The organism is Caenimonas koreensis DSM 17982, assembly GCF_009646335.1.
In the GTDB taxonomy this organism is placed as follows: Bacteria; Pseudomonadota; Gammaproteobacteria; order Burkholderiales; family Burkholderiaceae_C; genus Ramlibacter; species Ramlibacter koreensis.
Genome location: NZ_WJBU01000018.1, coordinates 1 through 17,201 on the forward strand (window position 1 = coordinate 1; position 17,201 = coordinate 17,201).

Below are 17,201 nucleotides of genomic sequence, written 5' to 3' on the forward strand. Positions count from 1 at the left end.
GCCTGCTCAAAACACTCAGCGAGCTACGAAAACGCAAGCCGAAAAAGATGCGGCATAACGTAAAAATGACCGGTGCACGGCAACTGCGGCGAGCGCCGCAGCCTGCTGCTGTGCATCCGTGTCGATTGACATGTTAAGCCGCAACTTCACCGCAGTTTGTCCACCAAATAGACGAGCGCCCAGCTTCCCAAAGCGCCGACAAGGCCGCTCCACAGTGCGGTGACCCGAAGGTGATCACGCTCTTTCGGCAAAAGACTTTTATCGAATATCCACCAAGCGTTGAGTACCCGCGCCTGCTGCGACCAAGAGTCAATAGCTCTCACCTCTTGATACGCCCAGAACCACATGACAACGTGTGTGGTGAGCGCCACCAACGTCACGACGGCAAGGGTCAGGCAAAGAAACGTGAGCATTTTTGCGGTTTAACGTAATGTAGTCAGCAAACCCGCCGGATAAAAGTGCGACGCACTTCCCGGCCGACGCGCCATTTCAAACGCAAGTCTTTGATTCACAACCCGTCTTTGCATGCCTGCGCCCCTGTTGCCTTCAACCCAGAAACTTTTATCACGCAGACTACTGCATGCTGGATAAAAGCGCCAAATATTCGGAGCGTCTGCACGATAAAAGTGTGGCGCCCCTCGCTGCTACAGGTTTATCAGGCGCAGTTCCGTACAAAGGCGGCGACAAAGGCCGCATACGGCTCAGCATCGCTGCCTCTTCAATCCCTGAAAGAAATGATCGCGATCGGAGCCGTCGTAGTCGCCGCTGAGCATGCAACACCGCTTGAAACCGAAGACTGGAGCCGCAGGGGCACGGGTCGTTGCGGCCAAGTTTCTCGACCAGTTCCTTGCGCCCGTTGACAACGCGGTCGCCGCGCTTGACTTGTGTTTCCGACGGGAAACCTTTTCGACGCTTGCTCGTGACCTCAAAACCAGTGTTGGTCGAGGAGGCTCTTGGTTGTACGCATGGCACACCTCCGAAAAAAAATAGACCCCGACGACCGGGGCCGGCGGATTGTAGGCGCACACGTGCGATGCACCTACCGCTTGCTTTCATCCCGCATCACTCTCATCAATTCGCGCTTCTTCCCGGCGTTTGCCGCGCGCCACGCAGACCGCGCCAGTTCCACAAACCGCTCTTCGGCCGCGTTCGCTATTGGCACCGCCTGTTCTGTGTCCAGCCAGCCCGCAGGCTTTTTGGTGTGGCTCTCAATCTGCCGCGCGAGCTTGTCTGAAATCGGTCTGCTCGCTTTGACTTGACTCCACATGCTCGGCGAAATCTCCAATGCAGCAGCAAAGGCCTGCTCCATTCCTTTGGCCGGCTCGCCTGCTGCGAGCTGCTGCGCCGCGAACTCCTGAAACAGGGCCAGCGCGTTCTGTCGTCTTGTGACTGTGATGTTGGGCAACTTGTGACTCAGGTGCAACGTGAAACAACTTGATTGTCGCAGCGCTTGACAGTTTAGTTAAGAGTCTTTACAGTCCGCATCCAACGTGCTTCTGGCACTTCATCGCCATCAACTGAGTTTTATCTAGGACACATCGTGAAAACGCTTCAGCAGCTATCGATCCAGCCCACCCGCACAGCGGCACGGGGCAGGTCTATGCGTGTGGCCGCCACGGTGGTCGCCAACCAGATTGCGTTTGCATGCGGGCTTGAGAGCTTTGGCATGGAGCCGTGGAACCACGGTTATCGCGATCCCCATCAACATCCGGGTCAGCAAGACGTGTAAACGCGTCCTGCTCACTTCTCGCACGAGAGGCCCGGTTTCCTGACGGAACCGGGCCTTTTTGTTTTCCTGTCCTCCGGGGCCTGCGGTCATCGCACCGCAATGCTGTGCAAGCAGCGATGTTCATTAACAAGTTGCCGCGAGGCTGCACCGGTACTGGCCGGATGCAAACCTCGCAACCAAAGCGGACGTAGCTCAGTCGAAAGAGCGCGAGGGTGTCACTCTCGAGGTCGTGGATTCAACATCCACCGTTCGCTCCATTTCGGGTGTGCCCTTGCACCACCGCCTGGCGCGCGCGCCGTGGGAACGGTAAGGGCGGGATGTGCACGGGGTCGCCCCCCATGTGCAGCGAGGGAACCTGGCCGGCTCTTCTGGCCACTCGCGCTTGGACACAGCCGAAATGGAATAGGCCCATGTAGCTCAGTTGGCAGAGCAGCTGCTTTGTAAGCAGCCGGTCGCGCGTTCGAATCGTCGCCCTGGGCACCAGATACGTCGTGTTCGTCTAGCCGGCTGAGGACACTTGCCTTTCAAGCAGGGAACACGGGTTCGAATCCCGTACATGACGCCAATGAACCAGAAGTCCCACGTGCTCACGCGCGGGGCGGAAACCGGCCGCAAAGATAGGGCGGCGCCGGAACTCGTCACCGGCCCCATACCTCCACCCATCAATGGTTCGTTAGCTCAGTGGAAGAGCGTCTCCCTGTCGAGGAGAGGGCCGCGGGTTCGATCCCCGCACGGACCGCCAGATAAATGCCGCAATAGCTCAGATGGTAGAGCGCTGTGTTGAAAACGCAGGCGTGGGTGGTTCGATCCCATCTTGCGGCACCAGTCCACATTGCAGATTCGCCCCGCTGGCTCAGCGGACAAGAGCACCGGTTTACGAAGCCGGGGGTCGCACGTTCGAATCGTGCGCGGGGCACCATTTTTCGCGTGGTCGCGTAGCTCAGTCGGAAGAGCACTCGGTCGATAACCGAGAGGTCGCTGGATCGTTTCCAGCCGTGGCTACCAGTTTCGTTTCTCCGCGTAGCGCAGTTGGTAGCGCACGTGCTTTGGGAGCATGGGGTCGGGAGTTCGAGCCTCTCCGCGGAGACCAGCATCAGTGGTGCGTGTGGCGCAGTGGCAGCGCTCCGGGTTGTGGTCCCGGTGGTCGTCGGTTCGATCCCGACCACGCACCCCAAACCATTTGCCCGATTGGCGGAATCGGCAGACGCAGCGGCCTCAAAAGCCGTGGCCTCGCGGCATGCAGGTTCGAGACCTGCATCGGGCACCAGCATTGATCCCCTCGTGGCGGAATAGGCAGACGCACCGGTCTCAGAAGCCGGGGCCCACGGGCATGTCCGTTCGACTCGGACCGAGGGGACCACCACATCGCGCAGTAGCGACGCAGGGGCGTAAACGAGCGGCTTCAGTTACCTGGCTTTGAACCAGGGTATCGCAGGTTCGAATCCTGCCGCCCCCGCCAATTTCTACAATCAAGGAGGTTCTATGGAACTCATGAAGAACGTCCAGGCATGGACTGAAGGCGTCGAAATCGAATGGGACGCCATGCAACAGATCCGCAATATCGCGGGCCTGCCTATCGTTGCGGGGCACATCGCTGTGATGCCCGACGTGCACCTCGGCAAGGGCGCCACTGTCGGAACCGTGGTGCCAACGCGTGGCGCGATCATCCCTGCTGCTGTGGGTGTCGATATCGGCTGCGGCATGGCCGCGCTGCGCACGCAGCTGAAGGCGGCGCAACTGCCCGAGAGCCTGATGCAAATCCGGTCGGCGATCGAAGCAGCCGTGCCTGTCGGCTTCGACGTGCACGACGTCGAGCTCAACCCAACGCACCAAGGGCCGCATGGTCGCGACCTGCGCACCAAGATGCAGGCGCTGTATGCGCGCTTCGAGACGCTCGCGATTCTGACGACGCTGCGCCGCGTGGATGCCCGCCGTATCTGGCGCCAGCTCGGCACCCTCGGCGGTGGCAATCACTTCATCGAACTGTGTCTCGACGAGGCCGGCGACGTGTGGGTGATGCTGCACTCCGGCTCGCGCAACATCGGCAAGACGATTGGTGAAGCGGCGATCGGCATGGCGCGGGAAGCTGCGCATCACGCTGGTATTGGGTTGCCTGACAAGGATCTCGCGTGGCTGAACGAAGGCACCGCCGAGTTCAACCAGTACGTCGAGGCGTTGCAGTGGGCGCAAGACTACGCAGCGCTGAACCGCGAGCTGATGCTGTTTCGGGTGCTGAACGCGTTGCGTGCAACGCTTGCGCATCCGATCAAGGTCACCACCGAAGTCGTGAATTGCCATCACAACTATGCAACGATCGAAGAGCACTTCGGCTCGAAGGTGTGGATTACGCGCAAGGGCGCGGTGAGCGCGCGCGAGGGCCAGCTCGGGATCATCCCGGGCTCCATGGGCACGCGCAGCTACATCGTGCGTGGCCGCGGCAATCCGCTCTCGTACTGCTCTTGCAGCCACGGTGCCGGACGACGCATGTCGCGCGGCGCCGCCAAGCGTCACTTCAACCTCGATGCGCTGGCCGCGCAAACGGCGGGTGTCGAGTGCCGCAAGGACGCAGGCGTGCTGGACGAGATTCCAGGCGCCTACAAGGACATCGACGCCGTGATGGCCGCCCAGGCCGATCTCGTCGAGGTCGTTCACACCCTCAAACAGGTGCTGTGCGTGAAGGGCTGACCCGGAGAGTGAACCGGTGTCGGCACCTCTCGCCGCACCGGCACCCATCTACTGGAGAAACCCATGAAATCAACTGTCCTGCAACTGGACATCCAGGGCACTCCGCAAGCCTGGATCTCGCTCGAGCAGGCAGCGCTGCACTACGCTGCCGATTCGGTGGCGTGGGCTGACGGCGCCGGCCCGCTCGCCGTGCTGCGTGGCGGCTGGAACAGCGTGACAGGTCTGCAATCGACTCTGTCGGTGCACCCGATCGTCGCTGTGCGCGGCCATTCACGTGTCAACCTGTTCGACGTACCGGTGTGCGTCACCAAGGGCAAACTGCTGCGCCGCGACCGGCTCACCTGCGCGTACTGCGGCGAGGTTCATGACGAGCGCGTGCTGCAGGTCGAGCACATCGTGCCTGAGTCCCGCGGCGGTCCTTACTCGTGGATGAACCTCGTGACGGCATGTGCCGCGTGCAATGCGCGCAAGGCCGACCGCACACCCGAGGAAGCAGGCATGCCGCTGTTGTACCTGCCGTACGTGCCGAACCGGTTCGAAGGCTTCCTGCTGGAAGGCCGTCGCATCCGCGCCGATGTGCACGAGTGGCTGGCCGCACGGTTGCCCAAACATTCGCGACTGCAGTGAGCTTGCCGCTCGCGGCGTCGCGTCCCAGTTCTTTCGTGGAAAAGCAATGCGCTTACAGGCTGGGGCTCCCAAACCCCGCCGGCGTGCGGCGCCCGGCCCTCAAGCCGTCGGCGCCGAACGTGCCGCCATTGCCGGAACCGAAGGAAGCTAGCGATGACTTGGTGTGTCCCCGGGTTCGATTCCCGGCATCGCTGCCACGTTGGATAGCTCAGTGGTAGAGCAACGAACTCATAACTCGTCTGTCACAGGTTCGACTCCTGTACCAACACCATAGAACGGTCGAAAGACCACCCCGCCGAACGCATCAATTGCTGTCCGCCATGCGGCGAGCAAACGATGTCAGCGGCCCGGTCCTGTGTCTGTGCCAAGCGGGGATTCGCGTCCACGGCCAGCCAGCCCCTTGAATGGCGGCGGCGCACCGTGGCACCCGGTCCCTGGCAGTGCAGGCCCGCCGTGCCCCTGTAACGGCAACCCCATCTTTTCAACACACGCCCCTCAAAGGAGAACAACATGGAATTCAAGCGTGTCACTATCCGCAAAAACGAGCGCGGCATGCTGCTGCGCAACGGCGACTTCGAGCGCATCCTTGGCCCGGGCACGCACGTGCTCGCCAGCCTTGTGGACAAGCTCACTGTCGAGAAGTTCGCGCTCGAACAGCCCGCTTTCACGCACACCATCGCTGACTACCTGCTGGCCAGCGAGCCCGCAGTGGTTGCCGAGCACTTTGTTCGCGTCGAACTCTCCGAGACGCAGGCAGGCCTGCGCTGCGAGAACGGCGTGCTGGTCGAGATCTTGCCGCCTGCCACGCGGCGTCTCTACTGGCGCGGCGTCGTTGACGTGCGCGTCGATGTCGTGGATATCGCGGGCGACCCGCAGCTGCCTGACGAACTCGCGCATCGCCTGACCCAGACGCAGCTGCGCCAGCGCGCGGTGACCGGGCTGGCTGGCGTGCTGCAAGTGCAGGTGCCCGACCGTGGCGCCTGCCTGCTGTATGTCGATGGCAAAGTCACTCGCCTGCTCGAGGCTGGCAGCTACGCGTTCTGGAAGTTCGGGCACAACATCGCGGTGGAACTTGTCGATTTGCGCCTGCAGGTCGTCGAAGTCACCGGCCAGGAAATTCTCACCAAAGACAAGGTGAGCCTGCGCCTGAACCTCGCTGCGACCTGGCGCTACACAGACGTGCTGAAGGCACACGCCCAGCTGGCCAAGCCGGCCGAGCAGATGTACCGCGAGTTGCAGTTCGGCCTGCGCGCTGCAGTCGGCACGCGCACCCTCGACGAGTTGCTGGAGAACAAGACAGTGATCGACGAGGTGGTGTTCAAACACGTGCACGCGAAGCTGTCGGCTTTTGGGCTGGAGCTTGACGGTGTTGGCGTGAAGGACATCGTGCTGCCAGGCGAGATGAAGACCATCCTCGCGCAGGTGGTCGAAGCCGGCAAGGCTGCCGAGGCCAACGTGATTCGCCGTCGCGAAGAGACGGCGGCAACGCGCTCGCTGCTCAACACGGCCAAGGTGATGGAGGACAACCCCGTCGCCTTGCGCCTGAAGGAGCTCGAGACGCTGGAGCGCATCGCCGAGCGCATTGACAAGATCTCCGTTTTCGGAGGTCTGGACCAGGTGCTCAACGGGCTGGTGAAACTGGCTCCGCGATGACTGCAACCTGAAAGGGCTCCCGCTTCGGCGTGGAGCCCTTTTTTTTTGCCTCGCAGCCAAGGCGAAGCCTCAAGCCGACTGCGCCGTGTACTTCTCCCGCAACTGCCGCTTGAGTACCTTGCCAATCTCACTGCGCGGCAACTCATCGAGATAGCGCACTGCGTTCAAACGCTGCGTCTTGCCGAGCTGCGAGTTCGCCCACGTGCGCAACGCCTCTTCAGCAATTCGCTCTTTCGACGGCACCACAAACGCGACAGGCGTCTCGCCCCACTCTAGCGACGGCACGCCCACTACAGCTGCATCAGCGACACCTGCGTGTTGTCGCAGGATCGCTTCGATATCGCTGGGGTAGATGTTGAAGCCGCCTGAAATCACCATGTCTTTGCGGCGGTCCATCAGCGTGACAAACCCGTCATCATCGAAGCGGCCTACGTCGCCGGTGCGAATGAATCGATTGCCCTCGGCGTCGTACCACTCGGCCTCGCGTGTCTTCTGCGGCTGATGGTGATAGGCCGTCATCATGGCGCGCGAGCGGCCCACGATTTCGCCGATCTCGCCGCGCGGCAACTCGCGCTCGTCTTCGTCGATCACCCGGATGTCATGGCCTTCTGAAGGCTTGCCTACCGTGTGCAGCTTGTCGGGGTGGTTGTGCGCATCGAGGATGCAGGTGCCGCCGCCTTCGGTCATGCCGTAGAACTCGACCAGGCCACCGGGCCAGCGCTTGAGGATGTCCGCCTTCAACTCGGCATGGAACGGCGCACTGGTGCAAAACTTCATCTGGAAGGCTCGCAAGTCGTACTTGCCGAAATCCGGCAGCGACATGATCCGCTGGTACTGCACCGGCACGAGCATGGTGTGCGTGGCTTTCTCCTGCTCGGCGATGGCGAGGTACTTCGCAGGGTCGAACTTCGGCGGGCCGATCACGACGCAGCCGCCTTTGGCGATGGCGGGGAAGAAGCAGACGAGCGTGGTGTTCGAACAAAGCGATGTCGCAATCATCGCCGTGGCTTGCGGGCCGTAGCCATAGCCCTCGCCGCGCGCAACATGCATCCAGCGCATGGCATGCGACTGCACGATGCCCTTCGGTGTGCCAGTTGTGCCCGATGAATAGATGATGTTGAACGGCCACTCGGGCCTGGTCACGACGCGCCTGGGCTTCGCGCCTTCGGGCATCAACCACTGCTCGAATGAATCAGCGCCGGGGACATCCAGCCGAATGCGTTTTGCTTTCGTTCCGAATGCGGGAACGACAGCATCTACAAAGAAAAGTTTCGCGCCGCTGTCTTCCACCATCGTGCCAATCTGCGACGGCAGCGCGCCCGTCGGCAGCGGCGCCACGGCCACGCCCGCGCGCAACGCGCCGAGGAACACGGCCGCGTACTCGAGCGAGTTGTAGGCGCAGATCGCAATGCTGTCGGTCGGTTTGAAGCCGTCGCGCTGCAATGAGGCGGCCACGCGATCCATCATCGCGTCGAGCTGGCCCCACGTGACGCTGCGCCCTGCTTGCACGAGCGCACGTGCATGGGGGCGTGCAGCGGCGTGTTCGCGAGCGAGGTCAGCGATTGCGCGGAATGGCGGGACGTCGGCAGCGGCCGCCGTCGACGCGGTGGAAGTGGCTATCTTGCCCATCATTCCACCCGCTCGACAGACGTCGGCTTGAAGCCCAGGTCTGCCGCCCTGCCTTTGCGGCCGCGCCCGGCCTTCGCGTTGTTGAGCGAGCGGATCTCCAGCGTTTCGTCACGGTCCTTGCCGCCGCGCCCCACGCCCACGATTTTCACGCTGCGCGTGTAGGCCGCAGCGCCAGCGAGCGAATCGTTCTTGTCGAGGTCGATCAGCATCAGGCCGCGGCCACCGTTAGCCATCGGCTTCAACTCGCTGATCTCGAATGTGAGGATGCGCCCGCCCGTTGATGCGCACGCCACATGCGTGGCCGCTGGTTGCGGCGCCACGTTGGCAGGCGACGGCTTGCACAGCGTCTCGCCTTCGCCGCAGCTCACGAAGGCCTTGCCCGCTTTCAGGCGCGACATCATGTTCTCCACCGTCGCAAGGAAGCCGTAGCCGCCCGAGCCCGAGAGCAGCAGCCACGCCCCTGGGGCACCGGCGAAGTAGTGAACGAGCTGCGTGCCCGCTTCGAGTTCGATCATCGTCGTCACCGGCTGGCCGTCGCCGCGCGCGCCCGGCAAACTTGCGACCGGCACGGTGTACACGCGCCCGTTGTTGCCGAAAGCGAGCAGCGTATCGACCGTGCGGCATTCAAACGTGCCGTACAAACCGTCGCCCGCCTTGAACACGTATTCCTGCGCGATGGGTGCGCCGGTGGCCTTGTCGCGTGCCCAGCCTTTTTGTGCGCGCACCCAGCCCTTTTGCGAGACGATCACCGTGACTGGTTCGTCGATCAGCTTGATCTCGGCCACGGCCTTTTTCTCGGCCTGGATCAACGTGCGGCGTGCGTCGGCGAACTGTTTGGCGTCCTGCTCGATTTCCTTGATCATCAGCCTGCGAAGCGCTGCCGGGCTGCCCAGGATTTCATCGAGCTTCTTCTGCTCGTCACGCAGTTCCTTGAGCTCCTGCTCGATCTTGATGGCTTCCAGGCGCGCGAGCTGGCGCAGGCGGATTTCAAGAATGTCTTCGGCCTGCCTGTCGCTCAGCCTGAAGCGCTCGATCAGGGCCGGCTTCGGCTCTTCGGCGTTGCGGATGATGCGGATCACCTCGTCGATATTCAGCAGCACCAGCTGCCGCCCTTCGAGGATGTGGATGCGGTCGAGCACCTTGCCCAGGCGGTGGCGCGAGCGCCGCTCTATGGTCTGGTGCCGGAATTCGATCCACTCCAGCAAGATCTGCCGCAGCGACTTCTGCACGGGCCTGCCGTCCATGCCGATCGAGGTCATGTTGATCGGCGACGAGCTTTCAAGGCTGGTGTGCGCAAGCAGTGTGGTGATCAGGTCTTGCTGCTCGATGCGGCTCGTCTTGGGCTCGAACACGAGGCGCACGGCGGCGTCTTTGCTCGACTCGTCGCGCACAGCGTCAAGCACCGACAGCACGGTCTGCTTGAGCTGCATCTGCTCCTGGCTCAACGCCTTCTTGCCCGCGCGCACTTTCGGGTTGGTGAGTTCCTCGATTTCTTCGAGCACCTTTTGCGAGCTCACGCCGGGCGGCAGTTCGGTCACGACCATCTGCCACTGGCCGCGCGCGAGCTCTTCGATCTTCCAGCGTGCCCGCACCTTCAATGAGCCGCGCCCCGTTCGATACGCCTCGGCGATGTCGGCGGCGGGGCTGATGATCTGGCCGCCACCGGGGTAGTCCGGGCCGGGTAACAGCTCGGCCAGTTCTTCGTCGGACAGCTTCGCGTTCTTGACGAGCGCCACGCACGCATCGGCAACTTCACGCAGGTTGTGCGAAGGAATTTCCGTGGCGAGACCCACCGCGATGCCGCTCGCGCCGTTGAGCAGCGTGAACGGCAGGCGTGCGGGCAACTGCCTGGGCTCTTGCGTGCTGCCGTCGTAGTTCGGGATGAACTCGACAGTGCCCTCGTCGATCTCGTCGAGCAGCAAGTTGGTGATCTTGGCCAGGCGCGCTTCGGTGTAGCGCATGGCTGCGGCGCCATCGCCATCGCGGCTGCCGAAGTTGCCGTGGCCGTCGATAAGCGGGTAGCGCTGTGAAAAATCCTGCGCCATGCGCACGAGCGCGTCGTAAGCGGCCTGGTCACCGTGCGGATGGAAGCGGCCGAGCACGTCGCCCACGACGCGCGCGCTCTTGACGGGGCGCGCGCCGCCCGTGCCGGTAAAGCCCAGGCCCATGCGCTCCATCGAATACAGGATGCGCCGCTGCACGGGCTTTTGGCCGTCGCACACATCTGGCAGGGCGCGGCCCTTGACGACGCTGAGCGCATATTCGAGGTAAGCGCGTTGTGCGTACGAAGCGAGGTCGAGCTCGTTGTCGTCACCGCCCGCGGCGAGGGAAATCAGGTCTTGCTCCATGGGGAAATCTGCCTACTGCGAAATACGAAGGTGGGTGATTGAAATCAGGCGAGCAGCTCTTCGCCGGTGAGCGTGACGATGCGCCTTTCGCTCGGCGTGCGCACCTGCTCGTCGAGCTTGTCTGCCATGCGCTGCAAAAGCGCCTTGGGCGGCATGTCGTCCACCGGCACGGCTGCCAGGATGATGCGGAAATGCAGGAATTCAGTGGCGGCAAGCGGCAGCGGCTCTTTCATGCCGGCCACGAGTATGCGACTGGCCACGTTACCAGCCGCTTCGGCGGTCGCCATGCCTTCGGCCAGCACCGCTATGCGCGATTGCGACAGGCGCGCTGCGACATCGCCCTCGCGCAGGATGCCGCGAATGCGGTCCGCCGCCTCGGGCAAGACCGACTCGCCCACACCCGGGCCGAATTCAGCCGTCAGCCTGGCCACGTTTTCAACATGGATCAAGAGCAGCACGCTCGGGTGCCCGTAGCGGATCATCAGGCTGCGCACGGCCTCTACACGGTCGTAGAAGATCAGCGGCATGAGCAGGCCCGTGACCGGATCGATCGTGTTGCGCGCATCGATTCGCACACGCGTCTCCGCCGAGATCCGGCTGCGCCACACGCTGGAGAGGTAGGTCGTGGTGGCCCAGACCGATAGCAACAAGGCGAGCGAAATCACGCCGTCCTGCGAGCCATCGAGCGAGTGCCATCCCTGCCAGATCGCGCCACAGGCGAGCGCCAGCTGGCCTGCGACAAGCCAGCTGGCCCAGGGCTGGCTCTGCGGCCACGCGCGCAGCATGATGACGGTCACGACAGTGGCCCACGCCACGGCCGCAGGCAGCAGCAGGGGCACGCTTGCCACGTGGCCCACCACAGCCAGTACGGGCAACATGGCCACGCAGGTGACGATCAACACACGGCGCAACGTACGCAGCGCGCCCGCGTGGCTCACGAGTTCGCGCAGGTGCATGCCGTCGACCGCCAGCAGCGCGAGCATCGCCGCCTGGGCGAGCAATGCCGACCCGCCGACGATCAGCTGCACGGTGAGAAGCGCGAGCGTGATCGACGCGCCGTGAACGAGCAGCGCTCGTTCACGATAGGCGTTGGCGATGATGACGCTGAAGCACAGCACCACGATTTGCGCGCCCGCAAAGGCGCCCAGCGCCACCAGCTCTTCGGGGTCTCCGGGCAGGATCACGTGGAAACGCCTTTCGTCGGCGCGGGGGGTACTGCTTGCGGACGGCGCCCGTTATTCACGCGCGGTCTTGCCGTCGTCTTGCATGACAGCGGCGATAGGCGTCGACGTCAAAAGCGCGGCGGCCGCCGTGGTGCGCGGCCTTGCCGGTGAAGCCGGCACCGTGGGCGAGTTCGACGCTATGGGCCCATTCACCGCACTGGGCGAGGCAGGCGGCAAGTTGCCGCGGCCCGCAGCCCCACCCACCGGGATTTCCATGTGCACACGCCCCGGCACCCGGCCGCCGCCCATGATGGTCGCCGGCGGCTTGAGCATCGTGTAGAGCTGCATGACCGTCTTGACGTAGTTCTGCGTCTCCGGGTAGTTCGGGATGCGGTTGCCCGCACGCATCACGGCGCCCTCGCCTGCGTTGTACGCAGCGAGCGCCAGTTCAAGTTTGCCTGGGAACAAGTCGAGCAGGTAGCGCAGGTACCGTGAGCCTGTCTTGATGTTCGTGCCCGGGTCAGCGAGCTTTCTGGCGACGGGCGCCTTGGCATCGCTCGAAACACCATAGCGCTCGGCTGTGGCGGGCATGACTTGCATCAAGCCCACCGCACCCTTGGGTGACACGGCCGACGCATCAAAGCCCGACTCCGTCGCAATCAGCGCCTTGAGCAATTCATAGTCGATGTCGTTGGCCTTGGAGGCTTCACGCAGGTGATGCTTGACCTGCTTGTAGCTTGGCGAAATCTCGAAGAACGCAATGAGCTTGGGCGCTGCTGTGGGCACAGCCACGGCCCGGGCCGTGCTGCCAACGCCGCGTGACGTGTCGAAGCTTTCGCCGCCGCGGAAGAACAGTTCATAGCGCTCATCGACCTTGCCGGCAGCGAAGTGCGCGACGCCCTTGCTATCGACATAGCCCCACACTTCGGCGTGCGCCAAGGGCAGCGCGCCGAACAGCATGAGGCCAGCCAGCAAGGCGTTGCGAATGGTCACCCCCGCACCTCCAGCGCCAGGCTGCGGCGGCCCGTGAATTCAGTGCGAAGCATCGACATGACGATGAGCGACTCGAAGCCGTTCTCCAGCTTCACGGCTTCGCGCAGGCACCCCTCTTCAACGAAGCCTTCGCTGTCGTACAGCGCCTTGGCGCGCGAGTTGCGCGACTTCACGTCGAGCCAGAAGCGGTGGGCATGCAGGTCGTCAAAAGCGATCTTCTTGGCGGCGCGCAACGCAGCACGGCCAAAACCGAACCCCTTGGCCTGGATCACCATGCGCTTGAGCTCGAGCGACTGGTGCGGGCTGCGGCAGCCGATGAGGATCAGGAAGCCCGCCGCTGCCAAGTCTTCACCCGCCTCGATGATGAAGTGGCGGAAATCCGGGAAGCGGATCGCGGCCTCATGCTGGGTGCGGTCCCAGGGGGTGATGAACGGATTGTTTTCCGGGTCCTGCTCAAGCGAGACCACGTATTCAAGATCGCTGGACATCGTGGGCCGCAGCCTCACGCACGCCGCCGTGCGGGCAGGCGAAGTGGCGGAGAAGTTGGCTGCGGTCATGCGTTTCCAGAAGTCAAACGTCGATCTCGACGGCATCGCCGTGGAGTTCCATCAATTCACGGCGGGCGGCGGCTTCGCCCTTGCCCATCAGCTTGGTGATCAAACTTTCAGTATCAGCGAATCCACTGCGGCCGAGCTGCACGGGCAGCAGGCGGCGGGTGTCCGGATTGAGTGTCGTGTCCCACAACTGTTCCGCACTCATCTCGCCCAGGCCCTTGAAGCGGCTGATGTTCCAGGCGCCTTCCCGCACGCCTTCCTTGCGGAGCTTGTCGAGGATAGCCGTGAGCTCGCCTTCGTCAAGTGCATAGGTTTTGGACGCCGGCTTCTTGCCACGCGCCGGCGCATCCACGCGAAAGAGCGGCGGCCGGGCAACATACACATGCCCCGCTTCAATGAGCTTGGGGAAGTGGCGAAAGAACAGTGTAAGCAACAGCACCTGGATGTGCGAGCCATCCACGTCGGCATCAGACAGGATGCAGATCTTGCCGTAACGCAAGCCAGAGAGATCGGGCGTGTCGTCCGGGCCATGCGGATCAACGCCGATCGCCACCGCGATGTCGTGGATTTCAGTGTTGGCGAACAGTCGGTCGCGCTCGACTTCCCAGGTGTTGAGCACCTTGCCGCGGAGCGGCAGCACGGCCTGGCATTCCTTGTCGCGGCCCATCTTGGCGCTGCCACCGGCCGAGTCGCCTTCCACCAGGAAGACTTCGTTGTGGCTCGTGTCCTTGCTTTCGCAATCAGTGAGCTTGCCCGGCAGCACCGCAACGCCGGAGCCCTTGCGCTTCTCGACCTTCTGGCCGGCTTTTTGGCGCGACTGTGCCGCCTTGATCGCGAGCTCGGCAAGCTTGCGGCCGTATTCGACGTGCTCATTGAGCCACAGCTCCAGCGCTGGCCGCACGAAGCTGGAGACGAGCCGCACGGCGTCGCGTGAGTTCAGCCGTTCCTTGATCTGGCCCTGGAACTGAGGGTCGAGCACCTTGGCCGACAACACATAGGAAGCGCGCGCAAACACGTCTTCGGGCAACAGCTTCACGCCCTTGGGCAGCAGCGAGTGCAGGTCGACGAAGCTCTTCACGGCGGTGAACAGGCCGTCGCGCAGGCCGCTTTCGTGCGTGCCGCCCGCGCTGGTGGGAATCAGGTTGACGTAGCTCTCGCGCACGGGCTGGCCGTCTTCGGTGAAGGCAACACACCACTGCGCGCCCTCGCCTTCGGCGAAGTTGTCGTTGTCCTTCGCGAAGCCTTCGCCCTCGAAAAGCGGAATGACAGGCTCGCCATTGAGCGTCTGCATCAAGTAGTCGCGCAGGCCGCCCTTGTATTGCCAGCTCTGAGAGTCTTTGGTCTTCTCGTTCACGAGCGAGACGGTCACGCCCGGCATCAGCACCGCCTTGCTGCGCAGCAGGTGCGCGAGCTCGGCCATGGGCAGCTGCGCCGTCTCGAAATATTTCGCGTCGGGCCAGACCCGGATCGTCGTGCCCTGGCGCCTGTCGCCTTCGACCGCCTTGCGCACTTGCAAAGGCTCAATCACGTCGCCCGCCGCGAACACGATCTTGGCGACCTGGCCTTCGCGGTGCGTTGTCACTTCAAGTCGCTTGGCCAGGGCGTTGGTCACTGACACGCCAACGCCGTGCAGGCCGCCCGAGAAGCTGTAGGCGCCGCCCTTGCCCTTGTCGAACTTGCCGCCCGCGTGCAAGCGGGTGAACACGATTTCAACGACAGGCACTTTTTCTTCAGGATGCAGGCCAAAAGGGATGCCGCGGCCATCGTCTTCGATGGCGACCGAGCCATCGGCGTGCAATGTGGTCTTGATGCGCTTGCCGTAGCCTCCGAGCGCTTCGTCGGCAGCGTTGTCCAGCACTTCCTGGATGACGTGCAGCGGGTTGTCGGTGCGGGTGTACATGCCCGGGCGCTGCTTCACAGGCTCGAGGCCCTTGAGGACGCGGATCGAGCCTTCAGAGTACGCGGCGGAGTCGACTGCAGGAAGTTTGCTTGCCATGGGAGGGGGGATTGTAGTCGCGGTTTGACTTTTGCTGTATGAATGTACAGCTTTGCGCTTTTGCACCTGGATTGATGTTCACGGCACATCAATGAGCCGCAAAACTTTCAATGTGGCGAACATGCCCGCTGCCAGCAACGCGCCGGGCCTTTGGCTACAGTCGAGCGATGCAAGCAGTCACGCCACAAAAGCTCTCCATGACGCAGGTGCTCATCTGCGGCGCCATGGTCGTCACCCTCTCGATGGGCATTCGCCACGGCTTCGGCTTGTGGCTGCAGCCCATCACACAGGCCCAGGGCTGGACGCGCGAGACGTTCTCGTTTGCGCTGGCAATACAGAACCTCTCGTGGGGCATCTTCGGCATCTTCGCGGGCATGGTGGCCGACCGCTTCGGTGCCGCCCGTGTGCTGATCGGCGGAAGCATCCTGTACGGCCTCGGGCTGGCGGGCATGGCGCTGTCGACAACACCCCTGATGTTCACCCTGACGACGGGCGTCGTCCTCGGTGCGGCGCAGGCTGGCACGACGTACGCAGTGGTCTATGGCGTGATCGGCCGCCAGATCGACCCGGCCAAGCGCTCCTGGGCCATGGGTGTTGCGGCAGCCGCCGGATCGTTCGGCCAGTTCCTCATGGTGCCGGTTGAAGGCTTCCTCATTTCGGGGCTGGGCTGGCAGCAGGCCTTGATCACGCTCAGCCTCTTTGTGTTGCTGATTGCGCCCCTTTCATTCGGCTTGCGTGAACCGGGATTTGCCGGCGGCACGGCGCCCAAGCGCGACCAGTCGATCCTGCAGGCGCTGCGTGAAGCCTTCAAGTACCCGAGCTTCCAGCTGCTCATGGCGGGCTACTTCGTGTGCGGCTTCCAGGTTGTGTTCATCGGCGTACACATGCCGAGCTACCTGAAAGACAAGGGTTTGTCGCCGCAAGTCGCCAGTTACGCGCTCGCGCTGATTGGCCTGTTCAATGTCTTCGGCACGTACATCGCCGGCACCCTGGGCCAACGCCTGGCCAAGCGCAAGATTCTCGCGACGATCTACCTGGGCCGGGCAGCGGCCATCGCTGTCTTCCTGTGGGTGCCGATCTCGCCGATGTCGGTGTACATCTTTGCCAGCGTGATGGGCCTGCTGTGGCTGTCGACCGTTCCGCCGACGAATGCAACCGTGGCGCAGATCTTCGGCGTCGCGCATTTGTCGATGCTGGGCGGCTTTGTTTTCTTCAGCCACCAGATCGGCTCGTTCATGGGCGTGTGGCTCGGCGGCTTGCTGTACGACCGCACAGGCAGCTACGACATCGTCTGGTACATCTCGATTGCGCTGGGCATCTTTGCCGCCATCGTCAACCTGCCCGTGCGTGAGGCGCCGATTGCCCGCACGCCGCAACCGCAAGGCGCCTGAAATGACGCTGCGCAGCAAGAAACTGCTGGCTTACGGCGCCGCCGTTGCACTGCTGCTGGCTGTCTTTGCGATGTACACCCGCCCGACGATTCTGGTGGCGCTCGCCGACCAGCTTTGGGCCTGCTTTAACTAGCAAGCCCAAGTGCCGCTAGCAGTTCTGGTATTTCCAGTTCCGCGACTTGCCCTTTTCCATCCACTCGATGGCCTGGGCCAGGCGCTTTTCGCGCCGTGCAGGAAGAACGGCATGCTCCACTTGATCGTCTCTTCAACATCAGGGCAGGCCGTATGGACCACGGCTCGAAGGTGATCGAGCACAGGGCGTGCGAATTCTGCGGACTTCGCGATGTAGGCGTCGATGCGTGGATCGGTTACAGGCATGGTCGGCGGATTGCATCATGTCCCGCAGGGGATGCGCAAGCCTCGCGACAGGGCG

The 17,201-nt window shown here is 63.1% G+C and carries 16 protein-coding genes and 12 tRNA genes; 18 read left to right on the forward strand and 10 right to left on the reverse strand.

Translation table 11 applies throughout. From position 1 onward, the window contains the following. Positions 1–146: 146 nt before the first annotated feature. From GHT07_RS16680 to GHT07_RS16690, 3 genes are all read right to left on the reverse strand, one after another. Entirely contained in the window at positions 147–413 is a 267-nt protein-coding gene (locus GHT07_RS16680; protein ID WP_153586247.1) for a hypothetical protein, read from the reverse strand. 160 nt (positions 414–573) lie between these two features. Further along, entirely contained in the window at positions 574–1,056 is a 483-nt protein-coding gene (locus tag GHT07_RS21790) for an SEC-C metal-binding domain-containing protein (protein ID WP_153586248.1), read from the reverse strand. Beyond that, a complete protein-coding gene (locus GHT07_RS16690) occupies positions 1,040–1,405 on the reverse strand; it encodes a hypothetical protein (RefSeq protein WP_153586249.1) in 366 nt (121 codons plus the stop codon). Before GHT07_RS16690 ends, GHT07_RS21790 begins: the two co-directional genes overlap by 17 nt. Before the next feature lie 135 nt (positions 1,406–1,540). Between GHT07_RS16690 and GHT07_RS16695 the strand changes: the two genes are divergently transcribed. The 16 genes from GHT07_RS16695 to GHT07_RS16770 all read left to right on the forward strand — a co-directional run bounded on the left by GHT07_RS16695 (position 1,541) and on the right by GHT07_RS16770 (position 6,694). Further along, entirely contained in the window at positions 1,541–1,729 is a 189-nt protein-coding gene (locus GHT07_RS16695) for a hypothetical protein (protein WP_153586250.1), read from the forward strand. 181 nt (positions 1,730–1,910) lie between these two features. Further along, positions 1,911–1,986: transfer RNA gene (locus GHT07_RS16700), tRNA-Asp, on the forward strand. A 149-nt stretch (positions 1,987–2,135) separates the two neighbouring features. Further along, positions 2,136–2,212 (forward strand) — tRNA-Thr (locus GHT07_RS16705). Between the two features lie 5 nt (positions 2,213–2,217). Next, positions 2,218–2,294: transfer RNA gene (locus GHT07_RS16710), tRNA-Glu, on the forward strand. Between the two features lie 102 nt (positions 2,295–2,396). Beyond that, positions 2,397–2,471 (forward strand) — tRNA-Asp (locus tag GHT07_RS16715). A 7-nt stretch (positions 2,472–2,478) separates the two neighbouring features. Next, positions 2,479–2,554 (forward strand) — tRNA-Phe (locus GHT07_RS16720). Between the two features lie 17 nt (positions 2,555–2,571). After that, positions 2,572–2,648 (forward strand) — tRNA-Arg (locus tag GHT07_RS16725). Positions 2,649–2,658: 10 nt separating this feature from the next. Beyond that, positions 2,659–2,734, forward strand: a tRNA-Ile gene (locus tag GHT07_RS16730). 9 nt (positions 2,735–2,743) lie between these two features. After that, positions 2,744–2,819: transfer RNA gene (locus GHT07_RS16735), tRNA-Pro, on the forward strand. A 9-nt stretch (positions 2,820–2,828) separates the two neighbouring features. Then, positions 2,829–2,903 (forward strand) — tRNA-His (locus GHT07_RS16740). 8 nt (positions 2,904–2,911) lie between these two features. Further along, a tRNA-Leu gene (locus tag GHT07_RS16745) sits at positions 2,912–2,996 on the forward strand. An 8-nt stretch (positions 2,997–3,004) separates the two neighbouring features. Further along, positions 3,005–3,089 (forward strand) — tRNA-Leu (locus GHT07_RS16750). A 122-nt stretch (positions 3,090–3,211) separates the two neighbouring features. Next, positions 3,212–4,414 carry an RtcB family protein gene (locus GHT07_RS16755; RefSeq protein WP_153586251.1) on the forward strand — a complete coding sequence of 401 codons (1,203 nt, stop codon included), beginning with the start codon at positions 3,212–3,214 and terminating at the stop codon, positions 4,412–4,414. A gap of 63 nt (positions 4,415–4,477) precedes the next feature. Further along, positions 4,478–5,041 (forward strand): HNH endonuclease, encoded by a 564-nt coding sequence (locus GHT07_RS16760; protein ID WP_153586252.1) that lies wholly within the window; start codon positions 4,478–4,480, stop codon positions 5,039–5,041. A 198-nt stretch (positions 5,042–5,239) separates the two neighbouring features. Next, positions 5,240–5,312 (forward strand) — tRNA-Met (locus GHT07_RS16765). 239 nt (positions 5,313–5,551) lie between these two features. Beyond that, positions 5,552–6,694 carry a slipin family protein gene (locus GHT07_RS16770; RefSeq protein WP_153586253.1) on the forward strand — a complete coding sequence of 381 codons (1,143 nt, stop codon included), beginning with the start codon at positions 5,552–5,554 and terminating at the stop codon, positions 6,692–6,694. A gap of 69 nt (positions 6,695–6,763) precedes the next feature. Here GHT07_RS16770 and GHT07_RS16775 read toward each other — a convergent pair whose 3' ends face one another. From GHT07_RS16775 to GHT07_RS16800, 6 genes are read right to left on the reverse strand one after another with little or no spacing between them, the layout of a single operon-like run. After that, complete coding sequence (locus tag GHT07_RS16775) at positions 6,764–8,326, reverse strand: class I adenylate-forming enzyme family protein (protein WP_228488402.1); 1,563 nt, start codon at positions 8,324–8,326, stop codon at positions 6,764–6,766. Beyond that, positions 8,323–10,671: a DNA topoisomerase IV subunit A gene (gene parC, locus GHT07_RS16780; RefSeq protein ID WP_153586254.1), complete on the reverse strand. Its 2,349-nt coding sequence runs from the start codon at positions 10,669–10,671 to the stop codon at positions 8,323–8,325. Before parC ends, GHT07_RS16775 begins: the two co-directional genes overlap by 4 nt. A gap of 44 nt (positions 10,672–10,715) precedes the next feature. Beyond that, the gene (locus GHT07_RS16785) at positions 10,716–11,855 is read right to left on the reverse strand and encodes a GGDEF domain-containing protein (RefSeq protein ID WP_153586255.1); all 1,140 of its coding nucleotides are present in this window, start codon (positions 11,853–11,855) and stop codon (positions 10,716–10,718) included. Between the two features lie 51 nt (positions 11,856–11,906). After that, positions 11,907–12,794, reverse strand: coding sequence for a lytic transglycosylase domain-containing protein (locus tag GHT07_RS16790; RefSeq protein ID WP_153586335.1), 888 nt, complete (start codon positions 12,792–12,794; stop codon positions 11,907–11,909). A gap of 29 nt (positions 12,795–12,823) precedes the next feature. Beyond that, positions 12,824–13,384, reverse strand: a complete 561-nt coding sequence (locus tag GHT07_RS16795; RefSeq protein WP_153586256.1) for a GNAT family N-acetyltransferase — start codon at positions 13,382–13,384, stop codon at positions 12,824–12,826. 13 nt (positions 13,385–13,397) lie between these two features. Next, entirely contained in the window at positions 13,398–15,377 is a 1,980-nt protein-coding gene (locus GHT07_RS16800; RefSeq protein ID WP_153586257.1) for a DNA topoisomerase IV subunit B, read from the reverse strand. A gap of 167 nt (positions 15,378–15,544) precedes the next feature. Between GHT07_RS16800 and GHT07_RS16805 the strand changes: the two genes are divergently transcribed. Both GHT07_RS16805 and GHT07_RS21660 read left to right on the forward strand, forming a co-directional pair. After that, the gene (locus tag GHT07_RS16805; protein WP_194792972.1) at positions 15,545–16,768 is read left to right on the forward strand and encodes an MFS transporter; all 1,224 of its coding nucleotides are present in this window, start codon (positions 15,545–15,547) and stop codon (positions 16,766–16,768) included. Between the two features lies 1 nt (position 16,769). After that, on the forward strand, positions 16,770–16,901 hold the full coding sequence (locus GHT07_RS21660) for a hypothetical protein (protein ID WP_267237655.1): 132 nt from the start codon (positions 16,770–16,772) through the stop codon (positions 16,899–16,901). Here GHT07_RS21660 and GHT07_RS16810 read toward each other — a convergent pair. Further along, the gene (locus GHT07_RS16810; protein WP_153586258.1) at positions 16,898–17,146 is read right to left on the reverse strand and encodes a DUF1801 domain-containing protein; all 249 of its coding nucleotides are present in this window, start codon (positions 17,144–17,146) and stop codon (positions 16,898–16,900) included. The two genes, GHT07_RS21660 and GHT07_RS16810, sit on opposite strands and share 4 nt — an antisense overlap. Positions 17,147–17,201 lie beyond the last annotated feature (55 nt).

What these genes read in the sequence shown, in the direction of transcription:
- GHT07_RS16680 (WP_153586247.1), bottom strand. Translation starts at nt 413, where the DNA reads ATGCTCACGTTTCTTTGCCTGACCCTTGCCGTCGTGACGTTGGTGGCG.
- GHT07_RS21790 (WP_153586248.1), bottom strand. Translation starts at nt 1,056, where the DNA reads ATGAAAGCAAGCGGTAGGTGCATCGCACGTGTGCGCCTACAATCCGCC.
- GHT07_RS16755 (WP_153586251.1), top strand. Translation starts at nt 3,212, where the DNA reads ATGGAACTCATGAAGAACGTCCAGGCATGGACTGAAGGCGTCGAAATC.
- GHT07_RS16760 (WP_153586252.1), top strand. Translation starts at nt 4,478, where the DNA reads ATGAAATCAACTGTCCTGCAACTGGACATCCAGGGCACTCCGCAAGCC.
- GHT07_RS16770 (WP_153586253.1), top strand. Translation starts at nt 5,552, where the DNA reads ATGGAATTCAAGCGTGTCACTATCCGCAAAAACGAGCGCGGCATGCTG.
- GHT07_RS16775 (WP_228488402.1), bottom strand. Translation starts at nt 8,326, where the DNA reads ATGATGGGCAAGATAGCCACTTCCACCGCGTCGACGGCGGCCGCTGCC.
- parC (WP_153586254.1), bottom strand. Translation starts at nt 10,671, where the DNA reads ATGGAGCAAGACCTGATTTCCCTCGCCGCGGGCGGTGACGACAACGAG.
- GHT07_RS16790 (WP_153586335.1), bottom strand. Translation starts at nt 12,794, where the DNA reads ATGCTGTTCGGCGCGCTGCCCTTGGCGCACGCCGAAGTGTGGGGCTAT.
- GHT07_RS16795 (WP_153586256.1), bottom strand. Translation starts at nt 13,384, where the DNA reads ATGACCGCAGCCAACTTCTCCGCCACTTCGCCTGCCCGCACGGCGGCG.
- GHT07_RS16800 (WP_153586257.1), bottom strand. Translation starts at nt 15,377, where the DNA reads ATGGCAAGCAAACTTCCTGCAGTCGACTCCGCCGCGTACTCTGAAGGC.
- GHT07_RS16805 (WP_194792972.1), top strand. Translation starts at nt 15,545, where the DNA reads ATGCAAGCAGTCACGCCACAAAAGCTCTCCATGACGCAGGTGCTCATC.
- GHT07_RS21660 (WP_267237655.1), top strand. Translation starts at nt 16,770, where the DNA reads ATGACGCTGCGCAGCAAGAAACTGCTGGCTTACGGCGCCGCCGTTGCA.
- GHT07_RS16810 (WP_153586258.1), bottom strand. Translation starts at nt 17,146, where the DNA reads ATGCCTGTAACCGATCCACGCATCGACGCCTACATCGCGAAGTCCGCA.